The sequence below is a fragment of the Rhizobium sp. BK098 genome (assembly GCF_014193155.1).
In the GTDB taxonomy this organism is placed as follows: Bacteria; Pseudomonadota; Alphaproteobacteria; order Rhizobiales; family Rhizobiaceae; genus Rhizobium.
Window position 1 is genome coordinate 966,139 of the sequence record NZ_JACHYY010000001.1, and the last position, 22,646, is coordinate 988,784.

The window sequence follows — 22,646 nt, forward strand, 5'->3', positions numbered from 1 at the left end:
CCAGCGCGTCGAATCTTATGCGTACCACATGGGAGCGATTGAAATCACGAGGAGACAAGCGAGAGAAATGTTGAGTGCTCGCCATTGCCAGGCCGTTTTCAAGAGGTGTCCGAGCATTAGCCCCAGAGCGCACCAAACCGCCAAAGAGAAAGCGGCGATAAGGCAGAAGGTCACGCCAAGTAGGCATGCAAGTCTGGCCGGACTATCCGCCAGCGCGGCAAAGGCGGCGGCGGCGCCCATCGTCATCGCCCAGCCCTTGGGATTGTGCCAGAGCATCCAGACGCCGGCAAGGAAGCCTGTCGGCCTCACCATCTGCCCGGCCTCGCGCGGCTGGCCGCTTCTGCCGATTCGAATAGCGAGCCAGAGCAAATAGAGGGAGCCCAGCGTCTTCATGGCGATTTGCAACATTGGCAAGGCCATCAAAACGCCACCCAGCCCAGCCGCCGCCGCACCGGCCATGGAGCCCAGGCCGAAGGCAAAGCCGCCCATGACAGGTATCGAGCGGCGGAAACCGAAATGCGCGCCGGACGCAGTCGCGAGCGTGGTCGCACCGCCCGGCGTTATGGTGGAAACCAATGCGAAGAATATCAGCGGCAGCAAGGGTTCGATCGTCATATCCAGCCTTTCTCTAATTGAAAAAGGCATAGGCGCCGCTCCAGCATCATGAAATCGAATATTGAAGGATCGATGCATTAGCAATTATAATGCCTGCATGATCCGAAACTTTGATATTGCCCTCATCAGAACCTTCGCCACGGTTGCCGACCAGGGGAGCATGACGATTGCAGCTAATATGCTGCATATGACGCAAGGCGCCGTCAGCCAGCAGATCAAGCGACTGGAGGACATGCTCGGCTGCGCCCTGTTCGAGCGTGATAGGCGTGGATTGCGGTTGACAGAAGCGGGCGAACGGCTGCGCGGTAATGCCCGTCGCCTATTGACGTTGAATGACGAGATCTGGGACGACATGACGGAAAGCACGGTTCGCGGCGGCGTCCGACTCGGCGTTCCCTATGATCTTGTCGGAGCAACGCTGGCGCCTGTGCTGAAATCCTATGCCGAGCGCCATCCGCAGGTGGAGATTTCGCTGGTTTGCGCATCATCACCGGAACTGCTGGAAGAGCTGGGGAAGGGAGCCATCGACCTCTGCGTGGCTGAGGAACCATACGGCACGTCGCAGGGGGAATGCCTTGCTGTGGAGCGGCTCGTCTGGGTCGGAGCGAAGGCCGGCAATGCCCATCGCAAGGTGCCGCTGCCGATCTCGATGGTCGCCGATACCTGTGCCTTCCGATCATCCGTCTTTGCGGCGCTCAGCAAGGATGGTCTGCGCTGGCGGACGGTCTTTGAGAACGGCAATATCGAGGCGACCACGGCGACCGTGCGTACAGACCTGGCCGTCACCGCCTGGCTCGCTTCGACCGTTCCGGCTGATCTCGATATTCTCACCGTCGAGCAGGGTCTGCCCGAATTGCCGGTTTTTTCGATCAACTTGCATTTGCCGAAAAGTGGCGCGACGCCGCAGGCGCTGGAGCTTGCCCGCCATATCCGCGAGGGCATGACGCGGCCGCGCCAATCCGCGGCCGCCTGAGTGCCGCATCCCGATGGACCGGCCTATGCCGCCTTCGGCAGCGGACCGACATAGCGGGACTGCGGACGGATCAGACGTCCGTCAAGTGTCTGCTCGCGGGCATGGGCGATCCAGCCGACCGCGCGGCCGATCGCGAAGACGCCGGTGAAGGAGCTGCGGGGGAAGCCGAGGGCATCGAGCAGCAGGGCAGTGTAATATTCAACATTGACGTCCAAGGGCCGATCCGGTTTGCGCTCTTTCAACAGCGCCAGTGCTGCCGTCTCGATCGCTTCCGCCAGGGCGATACGTCCAGCATCTGCCTGGCCGCTAGCAAAGATCGGTTTCAACGCTGTCTTCAGGGCATCGGCGCGCGGGTCACGCACGCGATAGATGCGATGGCCGAAGCCCATCAGCCGCTCGCCACGATCAAGCGCGTCAGACAACCATGCACGTGCATTTTCGGGCTTTCCGACACCATCAAACATATCGAGAACCGGGCCGGGGGCGCCGCCGTGCAGCGGTCCCTTGAGGGCGCTGATTGCTGCAAGCACGGAGGAGGTCAGACCGGCATGGGTCGAGGCGATGACGCGGGAGGCGAAGGTCGACGCATTCAAGCCGTGATCGGAAATCGTCACCAGATAGGCATCGAGTCCCGCCGTTTGCTCGGCGGTTGGTAACCGGCCCGTCAGCATGCGCAGGATATCATCGGATTGGGACAAGGATGCATCCGGCTTGATCGGTGCTTGCCCCTTCTGCAATCGCAAGATGGCCGGCAGGAAAACGGCCGGGGCCGCCATCAGGCGGATCGCCGTTGCAAAACCTTCGCCGTCGGCAACGCGCGCCAGCAAGGCGCGCACGGCGTCCACCGGCGGCAGTGCGAGCAGAGCGGCATCGGCAGCCTCAACATGCGGGAAAAGCGCAACGCGAGCCGCGCCGAGTTGAGTTCGGATGGAAGCTGCATCGATATGTTCGTCAAACAGGCCATCGAGCAGCAGCGCAGCAACATCCTCGAAGCGGCTGGTCGCCACCAGATCATCGAGCGACACGCCGCGGATGATCAGGCGACCGGCAGCGCCGTCGACGTCGGACAGCTTGGTTTCTGCGGCAATGACATCTTCAAGACCACTTTTCATTACGGTTCTCCTTTGACTATCCGATTAGATCGGATCTATTTCTATTGACGTCAATCTTGATACAATTGATCAATATGAGGACCGATGAGCTGGCTGACGGCGGAGCAGGCGCTGAACCTGCTGGGAACGAAATCACAGACGCTCTACGCCAATGTCAGCCGCGGGCGCATTCGTGCGAAAGCCGATCCCGCAGATACGCGGCGCAGCCTTTATTTCGCCGATGACGTCAAGCGATTGGCCGCCCGCCATGCCGGAAGGCGCAAGACCGAGGCGGTGGCCGCCGAAGCTATTCAATGGGGCGATCCGGTATTGCCATCGGCGCTGTCGACGGTTTCGAACGGCAGGCTTTTCTATCGTGGCAGGGACGTGGCGATGCTTGCCGAAAGCGCAAGCCTCGAAGATATCGCGCTGCTGCTTTGGGACATGAAGCGGCCGTTGCGATTCGAGCCAAGCGAGGCGCGGCGGAAGCCGCCCTCATTGGATAGCGCTTTCTCCATGCTTGCCGAGCGCATAACACGCGACCTACCGTCGCTCGGACGTTCACTTCCGGCCCTCCAAAACGAAGCTGAAAGCGTATTCGGTACGGTGGCCGAAGCATTGGCTCCCGGCCCATGGGATCAGCCGCTGCATCGACGTCTCGCCACCGCCTGGAACCGTCCGGATGCCGAGGATGTGATCCGCCGCAGCTTCGTCTTGCTCGCAGATCATGAGCTGAATGCGTCGACCTTCACTGCGCGGATCACGGCATCCGCAGGCGCGACATTATCTGCTGCCACTCTATCCGGCCTTTCGACGCTGACCGGTCCGCTGCATGGCGGCGCGTGGCAGAGCGCGCGCACGCTGATCGCGCGGGCGGCCACGACGGGAGTGGACGAAGCGGTGCGCAGCTATCTGGCGGAAGGACGGCCATTGCCTGCTTTCGGCCATCAGCTTTATCCTGACGTCGATATTCGTGGCGAGGCGCTGCTTGGCTGCTTCACACTGCCTCCGCTCTTCGCCAGGGTTCGCGATGTCAGCGAGCAATTGGTCGGTGAGCGCGTCAATATTGACTTCGCACTGACGGCGATGACTCACGCCTATCATCTCCGGGAGGATGCACCGCTGATCATTTTCGCGCTGGCACGGACGGTCGGCTGGCTTGCGCATGCCATGGAGCAGGCCACCAGCGGCAGGCTCATTCGCCCGCGTGCGCGCTATGTCGGCCCGCCGGTAGAGTAATTTGGCCGCTGGCTGCGGTGAAGGCTATATGTCCCCAAAGGAGCACAGATACGCGCTATGGAAAGAGGCTTTCGATGAAGGCTGCAATATCCGTGCGCAAAGGAGAGTTCGCCGTAACGGCGTCAATCCGATAAAAATCGTGCTGCTTTCCTGCGTAGGCTTTCCAATAACTCGGAAGAGTGTTGTTCCAACTTTCGGTTGGCCGATATGGGTCGGCCTCTCCCCAGAGTACCATAGTCGGTATATTCAAAGGGGAGGTTTCCAAGCGCAGTCTCGTTGATGATACGCAGATCAAAGCCTTGAGCTCCAGCCCCTCCTTGACCGCATTCCATAGAGCAGTTCCACCTGCGCTGAAGCCAATGCCGACGCACATGCGTCCATCAAGTTCGAGAAGTCCTCGAAACGCTTGTTGCAAACCACCTTTATTGAAAAGGTGGTCGTGAAGATTGTCTCCACTTAGGTCAGGGCGCCCGCTGAGGCTGGCAAGCTGTAAACCGCGGTGCCTAAAGCCTCCGGCATCCAATAGTTCGACAAAAGTTTCCGGAAAGCCATGGATATCGCTAACGACCAACAAGTCTTGCGTTCTTGAACGGCACATAATCAGACCATTTTTTATCGTTTCGATAGCCGCATTGCCTTCGCGCCGGTTTGGCGTATGCGCTATGTACGGCCACCCGTACCGCGATTTCACAGGAAATGCAGCGCCCGCCACTCAAGTCACCGGCAAGTGACAAACCGCTTCGATGTTGTGGCCGTCCGGATCGAGAACGAAAGCGCCATAGTAGTTCGCGTGATAGTGAGGACGAAGCCCGGGAGGGCCGTTGTCGATGCCGCGGGCTGCAAGCGCCGCCCGGTGAAATTCGTCGACGATTTTCCTGCTTTCGGCAGTGAAGGCTATATGTGCACTTGTCTGCGGTGCATCACGCTGACCGATCCAGAAGAAAGCCTTCTTTCCAATGCCGTAACCCGCAAATCTTTCGCCTTCAGCATAAAGACGCTCTATGCCGATAGAGCGCAGTATCGTGTCATAAAAGATCTTCGATCGCTCGAGATCGCGAACCCCGATCGTCACATGATCAAGCACATCACCCTCCAAAAGTGAGATTGAGCTCTACTACCGCTGGCCAACGGTGCCAGCGTCGCGGTCGGCAAGCGCGACCCAGCCGATGACGAGTTTGCGGTTGGCAATCAGCCAGATCGTCGCCAGCGCGATCAAACCCACGACGATATTGGCGGCGGCGAAGAGAATGGGGGCAAGTTGCGTGACTGCGCCGACATCGCCGCGTTCGACAAGGCGCATCGGTGCAGTCGCCAGTGCTGTTGCACCGAAGGTGAAGGCCCAATAGGTTGGGCTGAAGCCTTCCTTCATGATCCAGGGCAGGAGGCGCAACATGATCAGAGCCTGCAGCAAGCCATAGCCGATCATTGCATGGACGAGCATATCGGGAGGGCCTTGTGTGACGCCGATATAAGCTAGCGCACCGACGGCCGGGGGAGCCAGCTGAATTCCAAGGGTCGGCCGCAGCGGCGCAGCCAACGCCGGTCCGGTCAGCAGGCGATGCAGCAGGGCGGATTCGATGGCAAGCCAGGCGAAGAAGCCGGCGCCGAAGAAAAGCTGCGCCCATTGCGGAAAGCCGAGCGCGGCGCCGACGATGGCGGTCACGAAACTGCCGGCGACGCTTGGCAGGTAGAGCACGGCAGTAGTCGTCGCAATATCGCGTTCGCCCTGCCAGAGCCCTCCCGTGCGCCAAACGGAGAATGCCAGCGTGTAGACGGCGCCGATCAGGAATATGGTTTCGGCGCCGATGCGCGAATAGGGCAGCAGGCCACCGGCCACCAGCATGGTTGCTACGCCGATGAGGCCGATGAAGCAGCACTGAACTGGGTGCGCCGCTTCCTTGAAGGCCTCCTCGCGCGCCATCATCCACTTCAACGCATAGAGCACGATCAGCAGCAGCCAGACGGCTAGCGCAATAAAGGTCAGCACTTCACCGATAAGGGCCGGCAGGCGCCAGATGCGAGCACCCACGCGCCACGCATTGGCGAGACCAGAAAGGCCAAGAACCATACCGAAAAACGAAGCTGGCACCAGCGGCAGTTTCAAAGACGCAGTCATATGCCCCCTTTTTCGCCCTATATGAGGCCCACCTGAAAGAGAATTGTGCAAGGAATTCGAGATCGATGCTAAATCTATCAATGCGAACGGGAAGTAAAATACAGCTTTCCTCCAAGCCGGCAAAGCGCGATCATGGAGAAAAGCGGGAGGCTTCGGCATGCGACATCACGGATGCGTGAACGCGCGTATTTTTCTCCGCTCCATGGCTCCTGCATAGCTCTCCCGTCATTTGTTCATTGGAAAATATTGCGAAATATCTCTATGCAGTATTCAAACGATTGAAACCGTCCTAGGAGACTGAAACATGCAAATCGGAATGATTGGCCTTGGCCGTATGGGCAACAACATGGTGCAGCGCCTGATGCGAGGCGGTCACAGCGCCGTTGTTTTCGATGCGCGCCCGGAAAGCATCGCCGGGCTTGAACAGCTCGGCGCCACCGGCAGCAAGTCTCTTGCGGATTTCGTATCAAAACTTGCAAAGCCACGGGTCGTCTGGCTGATGTTGCCGGCGGCAATCGTCGATCAGGAACTGGCGGCGATCGTCCCGCTGCTGGAAGAGGGCGACATCGTCATCGATGGCGGCAATTCCTACTATCACGACGATATCCGCCGTGCCGAAGAGCTGAAGCCGAAGGGCATCCACTATGTCGACGTCGGCACCAGCGGCGGTGTTTTCGGTCTGGAGCGCGGTTACTGCCTGATGATCGGCGGCGAGAAGGAAACCGTCCAGCATCTGTCACCGATCTTCGCGACGCTCGCGCCGGGCGTCGGTGACGTCGCTCCGTCGGCTATGCGGTCCGAAGAAGCCGCCAAGAAGAGCACGGCAGAGCAGGGCTATCTGCATTGCGGCCCGTCCGGCGCCGGCCACTTCGTTAAGATGGTCCATAACGGCATCGAATATGGCCTGATGGCCGCCTATGCCGAAGGCTTCAACGTTCTGCGCCATGCCAATATCGGCAAGCAGGACGCCGAGAAGGACGCTGAAACCGCGCCGCTCTCGCATCCGCAGTATTATCAGTATGATCTCGATATCGCCGAAATCTCCGAAGTCTGGCGCCGCGGCAGCGTGATCACCTCGTGGCTGCTCGACCTCACGGCCGACGCGCTGCATGGCGACGCAGCCCTTTCGCAATATGCCGGCCGCGTGTCCGATTCGGGCGAAGGCCGCTGGACGATCTCGGCTGCGATCGACGAAGGCGTTCCGACGCCGGTGCTGAGCGCTGCGCTTTACGGCCGTTTTGCTTCGCGTGGCAATGACGATTACGCCAACAAGGTTCTCTCCGCCATGCGCGCCGGCTTCGGCGGCCACCATGAGAAGCCGGTAAAGTAATTGATTGGCCTATCGATCTGATGATTGCGAGCCGGGTGGGTCAAACCTCCCGGCTTTTTCTTGCCCGCTTCTATTGTCTTAATGCTTCCAGCAGGAAAGCCGCGCTGAGCACTTTCCCCAGGGTAACTTCAGCCCAGCAGATCAGGTCGCAAGACCATGACTGGAGTGGGTGAGCCTATATCAAGCTGCGGCGCATGCGGCGGGCGGACGACCAGGCAGTCGGCGCGCGAAAAGACCTTCATCATAGACGAATCCTGCTTCGAGAAGGGCTCGGCGAGCCAGCCGCCATCGGCGGCTTTCGTCAGCGTCGCGCGGACATAGTCCTGTCGCTGATCGTTGGCGGCAAAGGGCACGGCGGCGCGCGCAATACCTTCACGCTTTATCACGGGCAGAGATGCGAGCTTTCTTATCAACGGCTCGAGAAAGAGCAGGCCACAGACAAGGCTGGAAACGGGATTGCCGGGAAGGCCGAGGACATGCATGTCGCCGAGGCTGCCGACCATCAGCGGCTTGCCAGGGCGCATGGCGATGCGCCAGAAATCCAGCTTCATGCCGGCTGATATCATCGTTGCCTGTACCAGATCGTGATCACCGACAGAGGCGCCGCCGAGCGTGACGATGATGTCGGCCTTGGCCACTTGCGCCCGACCGATAGCGGCGGTGATCTCGTCGGTGTCGTCGGCGACGATGCCGAGATCGAGCACATGCGCGCCGGCATTGCGCGCGAGTGCAGCAATGCCGAAGGTGTTCGAGGCAATGATTTGCGATGGCCCTGGTTCATTGCCCGGCGCGACGAGTTCGTCGCCGGTTGCGAGAATCGCCACAAGCGGCCGGCGATAGACATCCAATGCCGGATGATTCATGGCCGCGGCGACCGTAAGGCGCGAAAAATCCATAACCGTGCCGGTGGAAAGCACGGCTTCGCCTTCCAGGAAATCCTGTCCGCGCGGGCGTATGTGCTGCCCTTTGCGCAAGGGGTAGCTGGTTTTGATGCGATCGCCATCCAGCCGTACGGCGTCTTCCTGCAGGAGAACCGAATCGGCGCCCGTGGGAACGGGAGCACCGGTGAAGATGCGAACCGCTTCGCCTTTGCCGACGCTACCGTCGAAGGCGTGGCCAGCGGCAGAGGCACCGATGACCTGCAACTCCGAACCCGGCATTGCCGCATCCTCGAAGCGCAGCGCGTAACCATCCATCGCCGAAGCGTCGAAAGGCGGCTGTGTCAGGCGGGCCGTCAGATCTTTAGCCAGAACCCGACCTTCGGCCATATCGAGTGGAACGCTTTCAACACGATGGATCGGCGCTGCACTGTCCAATAGGCGCGCCTGCGCTTCGGCAACGGGCAATAGGCTCATGTGTCAGGCCCCCGGATGGCGGAAATCCCCCGATTTGCCGCCGGATTTCTCCAATAGAACGATACCGCCGATTTCCATGCTGCGGTCGGCGGCCTTGGCCATGTCGTAGATCGTCAGGCAGGCGACGGAAACCGCCGTCAGTGCTTCCATCTCGACGCCGGTGCGGCCGGTCAGTTTTGCCGTCGCGGTGACACGCAGGCCGGGCAGGGCGGCATCCTCTACGATGTCGACGGCAACCTTCGTCAACATGAGGGGATGGCAGAGCGGAATGAGATTGCTGGTCTGCTTCGCTGCCATGATGCCGGCAAGCCGCGCCGTGCCGATGACATCACCCTTCTTGGCGTTGCCCTCGCGGATCAGCATCAGGGTCTCCGGCTTCATCCTGACGTAGCCGGTCGCGGTGGCGCTGCGTGCCGTCTCGGCCTTGTCGCCAACATCGACCATAGAAGCTTCGCCCGAAGCGTCGATATGAGTAAGACCGGCCTTCTCGGTGCTCATTTCACTCAGCCGCCAGAATGCCGGTTTCGCCGTTCAGCAGCAGTTTCGTTGCCGCCGTCACATCGTCCTTACGCATGAGGCTTTCGCCGACGAGGAAGGTGCTGATGCCGACGGCCTCGAGGCGCTTGCAGTCGGCATGGGTAAAGACGCCGCTTTCGCCGACCAGCAGCCGATCCTCCGGCACCACGGGTGCCAGGTTCTCGCTAACCGTCAAGCTGACTTCGAAAGTGCGCAGATTACGGTTGTTGATGCCGATCAGCGGGGAGGAGAGTTTTAGCGCACGCTCCATCTCTTCGGCGTCGTGCACCTCGACCAGCACGTCCATGCCGAGGCTGAATGCCTCGTCCTGAAGACGCTCGGCATCATCATCCGAAAGCGAAGCCATGATGAGGAGGATGCAATCGGCACCCCAGGCACGAGCTTCCTGTACCTGATAGGTGTCGAACATGAAGTCCTTGCGCAGCGCCGGCAGCGAGCAGGCCGCGCGGGCAGCCGTCAGGAATTCCGGAGCGCCCTGGAAGCTCGGCGTATCGGTCAACACCGAAAGGCAGGCGGCACCGCCGGCTTCATAGGCCTTGGCGAGGGCAGGCGGGTCAAAATCGGGGCGGATGAGCCCCTTTGAAGGGCTCGCCTTCTTGATCTCGGCAATCAGGCCGAAAGCGCCGGCATCCTTTTTGGCGAGCAGCGCCTTATGGAAACCGCGCGGCGCGGACTGTCCGGCCTGCATCGCCTTCAGGTCGGCAAGGGAAAGCCTGGCCTTGGCAGCGGCGATTTCCTCGCGCTTGTAGGCCTCGATCTTTTGAAGGATATCGGTCATGACGTCCTAGTCCTGTTCTTCCTCGTTGGAAACGGCGATAAGCTTTTCCAACGCAACGGCGGTGGCGCCGCTATCGAGCGAATGGGCCGCGAGCTTCATGCCATCATGCAGCCTTTCCGCCTTGCCGGCAATGACTAGCGAGGCCGCCGCATTGGCAAGCGCGATGTCGCGATAGGCGTTCTTTTCGCCTGCGAGCACGGCACGAAGGGCTGCAGCATTGGCAACGCCATCGCCACCCTTGAGATCGGCAAGGTCGGCATGCTGCAGGCCGAAGTCGGCCGGTGTTAGCTCAAAAGTGCGGATCTTGCCATTCTCAAGTGCTGCGACGGAGGTCTTGCCGGTCGTGGTGATTTCGTCCAGACCGTCGCCGTGCACGACCCAGACGCTTTCCGCATCGAGATCCTTCAGCACCTCGGCCAACGGCAGCACCCATTGCGGCGCGAAGACGCCCAGCAGCTGGCGACGGGCGCCAGCAGGGTTGGACAAAGGCCCAAGCAGATTGAAGATCGTCCGCGTGCCGAGTTCGACGCGCGAGGGACCGACATGGCGCATGGAGGAATGATGCAGCTGCGCGAACATGAAGCCGATGCCGGCTTCCCGAATGCAGCGGGCGATCGTCTCCGGTCCGATATCGAGCTTGATGCCCAATACGGATTGCGTGTCGGCGGTGCCGGCCTTGGAGCTCTGGGCGCGGTTGCCGTGCTTGGCGACCGGTACGCCGGCGCCGGCGACGATGAACGCGGCCAGCGTCGAGATATTATAGGTTCCGACACCGTCGCCGCCTGTTCCAACGATATCGATGGCATCGGCCGGGGCTTTCACCGGCAGCATCTTGGCACGCATCGTGGTCACGGCGCCGACGATTTCGTCGACGGTTTCGCCGCGCACCCGCAGAGCCATCAGGAATGCGCCGATCTGAGACGGCGTGGCCTCACCCGACATCAGTATTTCGAATGCCTGCCGGGCTTCATCCCGCGTCAATGCCTCGCGATTGGCGACCTTGGCGAGAAAAGGCTTCAATTCGCTCATCGACTATCCATCCTCCCGACCGGGTCTAGCGGGACATCGCCTGTTCGGCGAGGCTCTGGTTGACCGTGACGGTATATTTGCCCTGCAGCTGGCTGACCATCTGATCGAGAATGTCGTCGCCGGCGGCGTTGGCAATCTGGGCAACCTGCTGATCGTCGTTGCTCAGCGCATCGGTCGTCGGATTGTCGTTGACATCGGTGACCTTGAGCAGGATCTGCGTGGTGTCATCGGCGCCGATGGCGCTTCCGGCCGTATCGACGGGACCGGAGAAAGCTGCAGCGATACCGCCGCGACCCAAAACCGGATCGTCCGTCGAGCGGGTGATGCCGCTCTTGCTTTCAACAGCGATACCAAGCGGCGCGGCGATATCGGCAAGCGACTTGCCCTTCTGCGCTTCCTGCTTCAGCTCGACCGCCTTGGCAGCGAGCGCAATCTTCTGCTGTTCGGCAGTCCAGTCGGCAACGGCCTTTTCGCGCACTTCCGCAAGCGGACGATCGTGATCGGGCGTGATGTTCGTCACATCGTACCAGATATAGCCGTCATTGCCGACCGTCAGAGGAGCGGGGTTGCCGCCCTGATCGGCCTTGAAGACTTCCGAAAGCAGCTGCTGGCGGGCCGGAAGATCCTTTATCTCGTTGCCATTCTGATCAAGGCCAGTCTGATCGATCGAATCGACGGTGACGAGTTTAAGCTTAAGCTGCGATGCCGCATCCTGCAGCGATGCGCCGGAGCCGCGCAGGTCTTCGAACTTGTCGTGGACGCTGGTGATCTCGTTTGCGGCGTTGCTGAGCGCAATCTGCTTGCGAATATCTTCCTTGACGTCGTCGAAATTCTTCGCCGTTTCGTTCTTCACATTGGTCACGCGCAGGATCACCGGACCGAACGAACCTTCGACAACGGGAGTGGTGCCGCCTTCCTTGGAAACGGCGAAGGCTGCTTCGGCAACGGTCTTATCCGGAACCTGATCCTTGGTGAAGGTGCCGAGCAGCACGTCGGAAGGCTTCTTGCCCTGGTCGGACACGAGCTGATCGAAGGTGGTCCCCGTCTTCAGCGCATCGGCTGCAGCATTGGCGAGATCCTTGTTGGCGAAGGTCAGCTGCTCGATCGTGCGGGTTGCGGGCGTGGTGAAGCTGTCCTTGCGCTTATCGAACTGCGCACGCACTTCGTCATCCGTAACACTCGCGGTGTCGGCGATATCCTCAGCCTGCAATTTCACAAAGGCGAACTTGCGATATTCGGGCGCACGATATTTCGATTTCACGCCATCGAACCACTTCTGCAGGACATCGTCGGCAGGGGCCTTGACGGGATCGATGTTGGCGTTGGTCAGCAACAGGTAATCGATGCTGCGGGTCTCGTTGTGATATTGCTTGACGGCGTCGACAAGGACTGTCGGTGCGGTAAAACCGTTTGATACGGCCTCGACAATCTGGCCACGGATCGCGACCTTGCTGCGCTCCTTGATGTAATCATCGGGCGATATGTTGCTGTTGCGCAGCAGCAGGTCGAATTTCTGGCGGTCGAAAGCGCCATTCGTCGCCTTGAAAGCAGGATCGTCGCCGATCAGCTTGGCCAGCCGATCCTGCGAAAGACCGAGACCCATATCGGCGGCAAGTTGATCGAGGGAAGCGCCGGCGACCAGCTGTGATACCGTCTGCTGCCCGATACCGAAGGCGCGCGCCTGTTCCGGCGTGATTTGCATGCGCAACTGCTGGCTGATCGCCTGCATCTGTCGACGATAGGCGAGACGGAATTCATTGGTATCGATATGCTGATCGCCAACCGTGACAACCGTATTGCTGCTGCCGCCGGTGATGAGGGACCGCTCGACGCCCCATACACCAAAGGCTGCCGCAAGAAGAAGCAACAGGCCCTTGGCAAGCCAGGTTTGGGCGATTTTTCTCAGCACGTCGAACATCGGAAAGCAAACCTCGTCATCATCAAGTCTTCGCACACGGCGAAACAATCGGAGTTCCTTAGAACAATCCGAACCGGAATTGAAGAGCCAGTGGGGAAATCGCCCGATGAGGCGCAGCTATGCCGGAACCTTTGATAGGCAGCGGCGTTTTAGCAACGAGAAAACATGAGGAGCACATGATGGCAGACACGAAATCAGCTTCCACTCCCTCATCTTCGGCGCGGGCGCAGACGGAAACGGCAATGGAAGATCTTGCCGCCCAGGTCGCAGCATTGCGGGAAGATTTGGCAAAGCTTTCGCAGAGCGTGGCAGCCGTCGGGCAGGGAGCCAAGTCTGTCGTCACGGAAGAAGCCCAGGAACTTACTGAGCAACTGCGCGAGCGCGTTCGCGAGGAGCCGATTTTCATGGTCGTCGCGGCAGCCGGGCTCGGCTATCTCATCGGCCTGCTGAATCGCCGCTAGCCAGGCTGCTCTCTCCATTTGCAAAACTGCAGAAGGCGCAGCCGAGTGAGCTGCGCCTTTTTGATTGAGCGTTAAAGGCCTTTATTGGCGCTTCGCTCTTACCTGGCCCAAAGCGCCACCGACGGCTGCGACATCTTGTGCCATCGCCATTTGTTGATCACATAACCCTTGTATCGCATGCGCGCTTACTATACGTAGCAATCATTATAAGGTTGCTTATGAATAGCAGGCTTCTTATAGATGAGTTCGACACCTACTCTCGGCTTTCTTCTCCATGACGTTGCCCGGCTTCTTCGGAAGCGATTCGAGCAGCGCGCAAAAGATCTGGGCCTGACGCGTTCGCAATGGCAGACGCTCGCCTACCTCGCAAACAACGAGGGCATTCACCAGGCTGGCCTGGCCGAAATGCTGGAAATCGAGCCGATTACCTTGGTTCGCATCCTCGATAAGCTCAGCGAACGCGGTCTGGTGGAGCGTCGGCAGCATCCAAACGATCGAAGAAGCTGGCTGCTCTACATGCGCGACGAAGCCCGACCATTGATGGACACGATGCGCGGTATGGGCGACCTGACACGCAGGGAAGCGCTCGAAGGAGCCTCACAGGAGGATCAAGAGCGCCTCTACGAATTGCTTATCCTTATGAAATCGAACCTGATTAGCGCCTGCCGTTCAAAGGCAGTCGACAAAGAGTTACAACATGGCTGAAGCTTCTTCCTCAATCCGCATACCCGCGAACGCAAATTCCGCTGAACAGACTGGGGCCCCGGTAGCCGAGGCCCCGTCCTCCAATCCCGCACCACAGCCAGCTGCGGCTGCAGCGGCGGCGCCGGTTTCGCCCCCAGAAATGCCTCGCAAGCGCCGCAAGCTGACGCGACCAGTGCTGTTTGCACTGCTGCCTGTCGCGCTCGTCATCGGCGGCTATTACTACGTCACCGGCGGGCAGATCATGTCCACGGACAATGCCTATATCCAGGCCGATATGGTTGGTGTTTCCACCGACGTTTCCGGCACGGTGATATCGGTCGACGTGCATGAAAACGAAGTGGTGAAGAAAGGGCAGGTGCTCTTCCGCCTGAAGCCCGATTCGTTCCGGATCGCACTGGACGGCGCGAAGGCGCAGCTCGGCAATGCCAGGAACCAGATCCTGAACCTGCAGGCGAGCTACAAGCAATCCCTGGCGGAAATCGCCCAGGCGCAGGCCGATATTCCGTATTATCAGACGGAACTCGACCGCCAGCAGAACCTGATCACCAATTCGGTCGCTTCAAAGGCAGCTCTCGATCAAGCCAGACACAATCTCGAAGCGGCACAGCAGAAGGTATTGGTCGCAAAGGCCACGGCCGCCGCGACCCTTGCACAGTTGGGCGGTGAAGGCGCTGCCGATCTGCCTGCGGAACAGAACCCGCTTTATCTGCAGGCCAAGGCCGCAGTCGACAATGCGCAGCGCGAACTTGACGATACCATGGTGAGGGCCCCCTTTGACGGAGTGACCGCCAATGTTCCCTCCCTGCAGGTCGGCGCTTATCTAACCGCGTCCCAGCCTGGTTTTTCGCTGGTTTCCACCACGCATCTATGGATCAACGCCAGCCCGAAGGAAACCGAACTCACCTATGTCCGCCCCGGCCAGAAGGTCGATATCTCCGTCGATGCTTATCCGGGTGTGACGTGGAAGGGTACGGTCGCCAGTATTGCGCCGGCATCCGGTTCCAGCTTCTCGCTTCTGCCGGCGCAGAACACGACCGGCAACTGGGTGAAGGTCGTGCAGCGCATACCGATGATCATCAATATCGACGACACGGCGGGCAAGCCTCCGTTGCGCGTCGGAATGAGCGTCGTCGCCGATGTCGACACGGGCCACGCCCGCGGCTTGCCTGATTTCATCACCAACCTGCTGGGCCGCTCACGCGGTCAGGATCATGAGTAACGCCACCACCGCCTCGTCGTCGGCGCCAGTCGCCAATCGCGGTGCGATCACCGCCTGCGTCATCCTGTCTGTCATCATGCAGGCGTTGGACACCACCATCGCCAACGTCGCCCTGCCGCATATCCAGGGCGACGTTTCGGCCAGCGCCGACCAGATCAACTGGGTCCTGACGTCCTATATCGTCGCAGCGGCGATCATGACACCGCCCTCCGGCTTCCTTTCGGCAAAATTCGGTCGCAAGCGGGTCTTGCTGGTCGCTATCGCCGGCTTCGTCGTCGCCTCCGTTTTGTGCGGCCTGTCTGAATCGCTGATCCAGATCGTTGGTTTTCGCCTGTTGCAGGGCCTGTTCGGCGCCTCGCTCGTACCGCTGTCGCAAGGGATTCTTCTCGATATCTACAATGTCGAGGAGCGCGGCCGCGCCATGGCGTTGTTCGGCGTCTCGGTCATGGTCGGGCCGGTACTAGGTCCAGTCATCGGCGGCTGGTTGACCGACAATATCAGCTGGCGCTGGGTATTCTATATCAACGTACCGATCGGCGCGCTCGCCTTCTTCGGCATCGTCGTCTACGTAACGGAAACCAAGCTCGATGCACTCGCCAAGCTCGATTGGTTCGGCTTCGGCATGCTCTCTATCGCGATTGCCGGCCTGCAGCTTTTCCTCGATCGCGGCGAGCAGCTCGACTGGTTTTACTCGAGCGAGATCATCATCGAGGCACTCGTCTGCGTCAGCGCCTTCTATCTCTTCCTCGTGCACATGTTCACGGCCGAGCGAAGCTTCGTCAATCCGCGGCTTTTCATGGACCAAAACTTTGCCGTCAGCATCCTGTTCATCTTCATCGTCGGCGTGACCTATCTGGCATCGCTGGCGCTGATGACGCCCTATCTGCAGACATTGATGGGCTATCCGGTCGTCACTGCCGGCATCGTCATGGGACCGCGCGGCCTCGGCACCATGTTCTGCATGTTCCTCGTGGGGCGCCTGATCGGCAGGGTCGACACGCGCTGGCTATTGTTCATCGGCCTCGCGCTGACGGCCTGGGCCATGTACGACATGACGGGCTGGACGCCGGATGTTTCACAATGGACGCTGATATCGGTCGGCTTCGTTCAGGGTGCCGGCCTCGGCTTCCTCTTCGTGCCCCTGACCACGATCGCCTTTGCGACGCTGCCGGCGCAGATGCGCGGCGAGGGGACGGGCCTCTACAATCTCTCGCGCAACATCGGCTCCAGCGTTGGAATCTCGGTCGTCTCGATGCTGATTACCGAGAACACACAGGTCAACCATGCCAACATCGCCGCCTATGTTACACCGTTTAACCGGTATTTTGGGGAGACGGCTGCGCAAGGGGTGAGCCCGATGACGGCAGTCGGCCGGGCGACGCTCGATGGCATGATCACGACGCAAGCGACAATCATTGCCTACATGGATGACTTCAAGCTCCTGATGCTTATGTCGATCTTTGCCATGCCGTTGCTGATGCTTTTGCGCAAACCGAAGGCGCCGCCGGCGGTCGACCATAGCGTCGCGATGGAATAGAGCATTTCCAGGAAAAGTGCGAAGCGGTTTTCCGTCCGGAATGCGTTGAGAAATCATAGGACAAGCGTTTCGCGATTCGATGGAGAGCGGAAATGCTTGCCACGCAGTCTTTCCAGTTTCACTGCGTGGCCAGACGGCCGCCGGGCACCACCCCGGCGGTCTTTTTTAACATGATTACGGGAAACGGCGGCTGACGAAGCGCGAGCCAGCAGCACCGAAGCGCCAGAGCGGATCGATATTCTTCGTGATGCCGATGCGCTTGCCTGAGACGATCGGCACCGGTTCCGCCCGAGACAACGAAAATGGTGCCGCATCCAGCGAGCGACCGTCGAGGCTTATATCGATAGCAAGCGCCTGCGAAAGCTTTCCCGGCCCGTTGCAAAGCGAGACGATGTCGGCCAATCCCCGCCGCCGGATCATGTCTTCGATGCCGTTTTCCGGCTCGATCGCCCGGATGAGCACGGCGCTCCCTTTAGTGCAAACGAAATTCAAACACCAGTGAATGCCGTAGGAGCGGTAGACATAGACATGGCCGGCCGGTCCGAACATGGCCGCATTGCGCGGTGTCGGCCCGCGATATGCATGGGACGCCTCGTCATCGGGCCTATAGGCTTCCGTCTCGACGATACGACCGCCTATCCCCGCAACCATGAAACGCATGCCAATCAGATCGGACGCGACCACGACGGCATCTCGGCTGAAAAACGTGGTGAGGACAGGGCCGGAGAGGGGTTTAATACCGACAGCGAGGGAATGATCGTCAGAAGTCATCAAGGGAGACTATCTCCGATAGCCGAAGCCATCAACACGGCGCCGAGCATCAAGTGCTTGGTCCGGCGTACTGATAATTGACAAAAGCTAAGCATAACTTATTAATAGCCTGCTTCAGTCAGATTTGACCCCTGACCTGGCGGGGTGGCCCGGCCCTTTTCCAGCGGCAGGGCCACCTTATTTTTAGCGCGCTGACGACATGAATTCCCCACGGCGCCACCTGAACCGACCGACATTCCTCAATTGCCATTCCAGCCGACCTCGAGAATGCGATGGAGCTAGGCGGAACAAGTTGACGCGGCGACCAAAGCTGCTAAAAAGCCAGCCGTCGAGTGATTGGGCAGAAAAACCGGTAGCCACACCCGGTTTCGAAAAATCAGCACTGCTTAGATTTTTCAGGCCTTTTCAGTTGCTTGGAAGAGTGTCCGAGTGGTTTAAGGAACCGGTCTTGAAAACCGGCGTGCGGGAAACCGTACCGTGGGTTCGAATCCCACCTCTTCCGCCAAAGGGCTTTTCCAATTTTTACGTTCTCGTAAAATCCAGGCATGTCACAATCCGCGCCCATGCCTTGTCATGTCCTTCGCAACGCTAGATTCGAAGGAGATGACAATGATCCGGCAGGGCATCGCAATCGTGTATCATAGCGGCTACGGACATACCGGCCGGCAAGCCGAGGCCGTCAGGGCAGGGGTCGAAGAGATTGATGGCGCGGAGGCGATAGTCGTAACTGTAGATAGGGTGGAGCACCATTGGGATGATCTCAATGCGGCGCATGCGATCATCTTTGGCTCGCCGACCTATATGGGCGCAGTTTCTGCACCATTCAAAGCATTTCAGGAGGCGACGTCGAAGACCGTTCTTGCGAGGGGTTATTTGTGGAGGGACAAGATCGCGGCTGGTTTCACCACCTCGGGGTCACAGTCCGGTGACAAGCTTTCGACGCTGATGCAGATGGTAATCTTCGCAGTCCAGCATGGAATGCATTGGGTCGGTCTCGATCTGCCGCCGGCCAATTGCTCTTCGACCGGCTCGGAAGAAGATATGAACCGTCTCGGTTTCTGGCTCGGCGCGGCGGCGCAGGCGAACACGGATGAAGGCCCTGAGACCGCCCCGCCGGCATCCGATCTCGCGACCGCTCGCCATCTCGGCCGGCGGGTGGCGCTGACGGCGCTGCAGTTCGCCCGTGGCCGCGAGGCCAATCCATTCGCACGCGAGTTTGCGGCCAATGAATGAGACGCCATCCGACCCGATCTTCTCCGAGCTGCGTCCACGCCTTGTCAGGCTTGCCTATAGAATGCTCGGATCGATCGCGGATGCCGAGGATATCGTGCAGGATAGCTGGCTGCGCTGGCTGGCAACCGATCGCGCCTCGGTCCGCGAACCGGCGGCGTTCCTGCGGACTATCGTCACCCGGCTTTGCCTGAACGAGTTGAAATCGGCCCGCCGCCGCCGAGAATCCTATGTGGGTTCCTGGTTGCCGGAGCCGATCTTCGATCCGGAGGACGCCGATGCCGCTGACGATATAACCATGCCGCTGATGCTGGCGCTGGAGCGTCTTTCGCCTTTGGAGCGAGCCGCCTTTCTTCTGCATGACGTGTTCGGCATGAATTTCGATGAGATCTCCTCGGCAATTGGTCGTGAGGCGGCCGCCTGTCGCAAGCTTGCAAGCCGGGCGCGGGCGCATGTCACCGAGGCCCGGCCGCGCTTCGCCATTGGCAAAGAAGAGGGGCTCAAGCTTGCCACGGCCTTCTTCACTGCGTCGAGAACGGGTGACATGGCCTCTCTTCAGGCCTTGCTTTCAGAGGATGTCATTGTCTATGCCGACGGCGGCGGCAAGGTGCCGACATCGCAGCGACCACACATCGGGCTTCCTGCCACCCTACGGCTTCATGAGCAGCTGGCCCAAATCTTCAGGGCACAGCCCTCGCAACTGATCCGCTATGCGATCATCGACGGCTTGCCAGGCTTCGTGACGATAGAGGGCGGAAACATCGTGCAGACCACCGCGCTGCAGATCGAGCGGGAAAAAGTCGTTGCCATTTATTGCACCCGCAACCCGGACAAGCTGAAGCACGTTATCGGGGCGGTAGAGTCGGCGGCATCTATCGCGGCGAACTACTGATGCGACTTGATACAAGCACTGAAAAGAACTGCTCCAAATCTGCCCATCAAGATCCCAACGCAATCACAAACCGAGTGCATCTGTTGCAATCCGGACAGGCGGGTGGCGATCAGAAAGCAGTCCATTACCGGTGCGAAACGATTTTGATTGAGACTACTTGAAGCTGGCAGCGCTTTACTGGGCATTAACCATGATCTTCGGAATTTCTTCGGTGCGCTCAATTTGCATCGCAAAATGGACAAACTGCAATCATGATTAAAGCACCGTTAGGTGATTGGAGCGTAGCAGGATACCGGAACGAGGGACTACCGGTAGCAGACCTCCGTCAAAGTAATGAGTAGCGGCTTGGGACAGATGACATTCGAAAATCGGGCGGTGACATACACAACGGCCATGCGTTGGTTTGCTCTCTCACTGATGTGCGCAACCATCACGGCCTGCGGAACGACGCAGAAAGCGCCCAGCAAGCGCCAGCACGGCAAGGAATATTTCTCCGAGAAGGAATATGGCGTGAAGGCGAGCCCACGCGTCGTCAATAACGGTCCGGTGCCGAAGGGCGGCGGCCGCTTCATGGTTGGCAATCCCTATCAGGTGAAGGGCAAGTGGTATTACCCCAAGGAAGATTTCGGCTATAACAAGGTCGGCGTCGCCTCCTGGTACGGTTCGGCCTTTCACGGCCGCCTAACCGCCAATGGCGAAGTCTACGACCAGCAGTCGCTGACCGCCGCCCATCCGACTTTCCCGCTGCCGAGCTATGCCCGCGTCACCAACGTCGAGACCGGCTCCTCCATCATCGTTCGCGTCAACGATCGTGGCCCATACCATCCCGGCCGCATCATCGACCTTTCGAACAAGACGGCACAGCTGCTCGACCTTCAGCACAGCGGCACCGGCGACGTGCGCGTGCAATATGTCGGCCGCGCCCGCATGGACGGTCACGACGAGCCTTATCTGATGGCCTCCTACATCCCGAAGGGTTCGCGTCTGCCTGGCATCAACCCGGGTGGCCAGATCGCAACAGGCGTTATGGTGGCCTCTGCCGGTCGGATGACTGCTGATCAGCTGCCGGATTCGTATACCCCAACACCGACGCGCCCCAGCCGCCAGGTGCGCAGCTTTGATGCCGCGCCGGCGATCGCACCCGTCCCACGCCAGGCGCCCTATTCGGCAACAGCCTTCGCTGATGCGCCGAAGCCTGCCTACAATGGCGACAAGCGCAACAATCTGCCGCCGATGACCTGGAACGGAGGCGCAATGCCTGCCGCCGATGGCGCCGAGCCGGTCATGATCGTTCTGCCGCAAATCGGGCCGATTCCCCGTGAACGACCTGATTTCACGCCTCGACTGGCAAGCCTTGACGATCAATCGATCGGTTCGGCTGTCGCCGCCTATCAGAATGCGCCGGTCAAAACAGTTTATGTCGACCTCGCTTTCGATGCGGTCATGGTTCGTAACGACGGCCTCACGCAGGAATCGATTCTCTCGTCCTATCGCCGCCAGCATCAGGGTGCGACGCAGGTCGATTGATCGGCGTCATTGCCTGAATCTTAACCCGTCACTAAAATAATCGTGCCGGTGGTCGGATGAAGGGGACGATATGCCAAAGCGCTTGATTCTTTTGTTCCTTCTTCTCCTCGGGTTCGCGAATGTCACGGCCTTCGCGCAGCAGGCCGCGCCAGGTGCTTTCGACACGAAAGCCGCGCAGGCATTCATGATCGAGGCGTCGACCGGTACTATCCTGCTTGCCAAAAACGAGGATCAGCTGATTTCGCCTGCGTCGCTTGCGAAACTGATGACACTGGATGTCGTTTTCGATGCGATCGGGCGAGGGGAGATCAATCTCGATACCGAATATCCCGTCTCGGAGAATGCCTGGCGGACGGGCGGCGCTCCCTCACGCGCATCGACAATGTTCGCAGCTCTGAAATCGCGCATCCGCGTCGGCGATCTGATCCAGGGTATTGCCGTACAGCAGGCAAACGACGCCTGTATCGTTCTGGCGGAAGGCATGTCTGTCAGCGAACGCGAATTCGCCCGTCGCATGACGGCGCGCGCAAGAGAGATCGGGATGTCCCGGTCCACCTTCACCAATTCCACCGGCCTGCCGGATGCCGACGATCCCAATGCCGGCGGCAAGGTTTCCGCGCGAGAGATGGTCATGCTGGCGCAGGACCTGCAGGAGAAGCACCCGGATCTCTACAAATATTTCGGGCAGGCCGACTTTACCTGGAACAAGATCTATCAGCGCAACAAGAACCCGATGCTTCTGCTCAATATCGGCGTGGATGGTCTGGGGCTTGGCTTTGCGGAAGGGGAAGGCTTTTCGATCGTAGCGTCCATTCAGCGCGATGGCCGCCGGCTGTTCCTGGCACTCGGAGGGTTGAAGAGCGACAAGGAACGCATCGAGGAGACGCGCCGTGTCCTCGAATGGGGCCTCAGCAATTTCAAGAGCCAGCGTATCTTCGCCGATGGCGAAGTGATCGGCGACGCCAGCGTCTATGGCGGCGCTGCTTCTACCGTCGGCCTGCAGGCGAAAATACCCGTCGACGTCTATGTTCCGATTGAGACGCCGGATCGGCTTTCGGCGCGCATCGTCTATCGCTGGCCTTTGACGGCACCGGTGGCTGCGGGTTACGAAGCCGGCACCCTTCGCGTGTTCCTGGGCGCGCGTTTGGTGCGGGAGCTGCCACTCTATACGAAGGAATCGGTCGAGCGGGGCACATTGGGTCGCCGCGCTTTCGATGCCTTCATGGAACTGACGGAATCGCTGCTGTTCTCCTGGCTGTGGGACAAGCCTTTGCCGACGTGAGTGGGTTGTAAGGCTCGCGAAATCTCTGTTCACACCCCATA

At 59.8% G+C, this 22,646-nt stretch carries 22 protein-coding genes and 1 tRNA gene; 12 read left to right on the top strand and 11 right to left on the bottom strand.

Translation table 11 applies throughout. The features are described from left to right. Positions 1–15 precede the first annotated feature (15 nt). Positions 16–615 carry a LysE family translocator gene (locus FHT73_RS04675; RefSeq protein ID WP_183710073.1) on the bottom strand — a complete coding sequence of 200 codons (600 nt, stop codon included), beginning with the start codon at positions 613–615 and terminating at the stop codon, positions 16–18. Positions 616–712: 97 nt separating this feature from the next. Between FHT73_RS04675 and FHT73_RS04680 the strand changes: the two genes are divergently transcribed. Next, on the top strand, positions 713–1,588 hold the full coding sequence (locus tag FHT73_RS04680) for a LysR family transcriptional regulator (RefSeq protein WP_183710075.1): 876 nt from the start codon (positions 713–715) through the stop codon (positions 1,586–1,588). A 23-nt stretch (positions 1,589–1,611) separates the two neighbouring features. On the opposite strand, the gene FHT73_RS04685 is transcribed toward FHT73_RS04680, so the two are convergent. After that, positions 1,612–2,700: a citrate synthase/methylcitrate synthase gene (locus tag FHT73_RS04685; RefSeq protein ID WP_183710077.1), complete on the bottom strand. Its 1,089-nt coding sequence runs from the start codon at positions 2,698–2,700 to the stop codon at positions 1,612–1,614. Positions 2,701–2,784: 84 nt separating this feature from the next. On the opposite strand from FHT73_RS04685, the gene FHT73_RS04690 reads away from it, so the two are divergent. Next, positions 2,785–3,918 carry a citrate synthase gene (locus FHT73_RS04690; protein WP_183710079.1) on the top strand — a complete coding sequence of 378 codons (1,134 nt, stop codon included), beginning with the start codon at positions 2,785–2,787 and terminating at the stop codon, positions 3,916–3,918. A 55-nt stretch (positions 3,919–3,973) separates the two neighbouring features. Here the strand turns inward: FHT73_RS04690 and FHT73_RS04695 are convergent, their stop codons facing one another. The 3 genes from FHT73_RS04695 to tehA are packed head-to-tail and all read right to left on the bottom strand — an operon-like array spanning position 3,974 to position 6,034. Further along, positions 3,974–4,630, bottom strand: coding sequence for an alpha/beta hydrolase (locus tag FHT73_RS04695; RefSeq protein WP_348648118.1), 657 nt, complete (start codon positions 4,628–4,630; stop codon positions 3,974–3,976). Continuing rightward, positions 4,631–5,002, bottom strand: coding sequence for a VOC family protein (locus tag FHT73_RS04700; RefSeq protein WP_112338956.1), 372 nt, complete (start codon positions 5,000–5,002; stop codon positions 4,631–4,633). Between the two features lie 30 nt (positions 5,003–5,032). Further along, positions 5,033–6,034, bottom strand: coding sequence for a dicarboxylate transporter/tellurite-resistance protein TehA (tehA, locus tag FHT73_RS04705; protein WP_112602653.1), 1,002 nt, complete (start codon positions 6,032–6,034; stop codon positions 5,033–5,035). A 304-nt stretch (positions 6,035–6,338) separates the two neighbouring features. On the opposite strand from tehA, the gene gnd reads away from it, so the two are divergent. After that, positions 6,339–7,364 carry a phosphogluconate dehydrogenase (NAD(+)-dependent, decarboxylating) gene (gene gnd / locus FHT73_RS04710; protein WP_112338954.1) on the top strand — a complete coding sequence of 342 codons (1,026 nt, stop codon included), beginning with the start codon at positions 6,339–6,341 and terminating at the stop codon, positions 7,362–7,364. A 128-nt stretch (positions 7,365–7,492) separates the two neighbouring features. Here gnd and glp read toward each other — a convergent pair whose 3' ends face one another. From glp to FHT73_RS04735, 5 genes are read right to left on the bottom strand one after another with little or no spacing between them, the layout of a single operon-like run. After that, the gene (gene glp, locus FHT73_RS04715; RefSeq protein ID WP_183710081.1) at positions 7,493–8,719 is read right to left on the bottom strand and encodes a gephyrin-like molybdotransferase Glp; all 1,227 of its coding nucleotides are present in this window, start codon (positions 8,717–8,719) and stop codon (positions 7,493–7,495) included. Between the two features lie 3 nt (positions 8,720–8,722). Further along, positions 8,723–9,217, bottom strand: a complete 495-nt coding sequence (gene moaC, locus FHT73_RS04720; RefSeq protein WP_183710083.1) for a cyclic pyranopterin monophosphate synthase MoaC — start codon at positions 9,215–9,217, stop codon at positions 8,723–8,725. Position 9,218: 1 nt separating this feature from the next. Then, a complete protein-coding gene (gene trpC, locus FHT73_RS04725) occupies positions 9,219–10,034 on the bottom strand; it encodes an indole-3-glycerol phosphate synthase TrpC (protein WP_183710085.1) in 816 nt (271 codons plus the stop codon). A 6-nt stretch (positions 10,035–10,040) separates the two neighbouring features. Next, positions 10,041–11,063 carry an anthranilate phosphoribosyltransferase gene (trpD, locus tag FHT73_RS04730; protein WP_183710087.1) on the bottom strand — a complete coding sequence of 341 codons (1,023 nt, stop codon included), beginning with the start codon at positions 11,061–11,063 and terminating at the stop codon, positions 10,041–10,043. Between the two features lie 25 nt (positions 11,064–11,088). After that, positions 11,089–12,981, bottom strand: a complete 1,893-nt coding sequence (locus FHT73_RS04735; RefSeq protein ID WP_112602644.1) for a peptidylprolyl isomerase — start codon at positions 12,979–12,981, stop codon at positions 11,089–11,091. 179 nt (positions 12,982–13,160) lie between these two features. Between FHT73_RS04735 and FHT73_RS04740 the strand changes: the two genes are divergently transcribed. The 4 genes from FHT73_RS04740 (at position 13,161) to FHT73_RS04755 (ending at position 16,903) form a co-directional block, all read left to right on the top strand. After that, positions 13,161–13,442, top strand: a complete 282-nt coding sequence (locus FHT73_RS04740; protein WP_112339004.1) for a hypothetical protein — start codon at positions 13,161–13,163, stop codon at positions 13,440–13,442. A gap of 240 nt (positions 13,443–13,682) precedes the next feature. Next, on the top strand, positions 13,683–14,147 hold the full coding sequence (locus tag FHT73_RS04745) for a MarR family transcriptional regulator (protein WP_015339927.1): 465 nt from the start codon (positions 13,683–13,685) through the stop codon (positions 14,145–14,147). Next, a complete protein-coding gene (locus tag FHT73_RS04750) occupies positions 14,140–15,366 on the top strand; it encodes an HlyD family secretion protein (protein WP_183710089.1) in 1,227 nt (408 codons plus the stop codon). The genes FHT73_RS04745 and FHT73_RS04750 overlap by 8 nt, the downstream gene beginning before the upstream one ends. Beyond that, complete coding sequence (locus tag FHT73_RS04755; protein ID WP_183710090.1) at positions 15,359–16,903, top strand: DHA2 family efflux MFS transporter permease subunit; 1,545 nt, start codon at positions 15,359–15,361, stop codon at positions 16,901–16,903. Before FHT73_RS04750 ends, FHT73_RS04755 begins: the two co-directional genes overlap by 8 nt. A gap of 174 nt (positions 16,904–17,077) precedes the next feature. Here the strand turns inward: FHT73_RS04755 and FHT73_RS04760 are convergent, their stop codons facing one another. Continuing rightward, the gene (locus FHT73_RS04760; protein ID WP_183710091.1) at positions 17,078–17,674 is read right to left on the bottom strand and encodes a DNA-3-methyladenine glycosylase; all 597 of its coding nucleotides are present in this window, start codon (positions 17,672–17,674) and stop codon (positions 17,078–17,080) included. Between the two features lie 415 nt (positions 17,675–18,089). Between FHT73_RS04760 and FHT73_RS04765 the strand changes: the two genes are divergently transcribed. From FHT73_RS04765 to FHT73_RS04785, 5 genes are all read left to right on the top strand, one after another. Then, positions 18,090–18,179 (top strand) — tRNA-Ser (locus FHT73_RS04765). A gap of 104 nt (positions 18,180–18,283) precedes the next feature. Continuing rightward, the gene (locus tag FHT73_RS04770) at positions 18,284–18,907 is read left to right on the top strand and encodes a flavodoxin family protein (protein ID WP_183710092.1); all 624 of its coding nucleotides are present in this window, start codon (positions 18,284–18,286) and stop codon (positions 18,905–18,907) included. Next, positions 18,900–19,796 (top strand): sigma-70 family RNA polymerase sigma factor, encoded by an 897-nt coding sequence (locus FHT73_RS04775; protein ID WP_183710093.1) that lies wholly within the window; start codon positions 18,900–18,902, stop codon positions 19,794–19,796. The genes FHT73_RS04770 and FHT73_RS04775 overlap by 8 nt, the downstream gene beginning before the upstream one ends. 333 nt (positions 19,797–20,129) lie before the next feature. Beyond that, the gene (locus FHT73_RS04780) at positions 20,130–21,323 is read left to right on the top strand and encodes a septal ring lytic transglycosylase RlpA family protein (protein ID WP_183710094.1); all 1,194 of its coding nucleotides are present in this window, start codon (positions 20,130–20,132) and stop codon (positions 21,321–21,323) included. A 70-nt stretch (positions 21,324–21,393) separates the two neighbouring features. Continuing rightward, the gene (locus tag FHT73_RS04785) at positions 21,394–22,605 is read left to right on the top strand and encodes a D-alanyl-D-alanine carboxypeptidase family protein (protein ID WP_183710095.1); all 1,212 of its coding nucleotides are present in this window, start codon (positions 21,394–21,396) and stop codon (positions 22,603–22,605) included. Positions 22,606–22,646 lie beyond the last annotated feature (41 nt).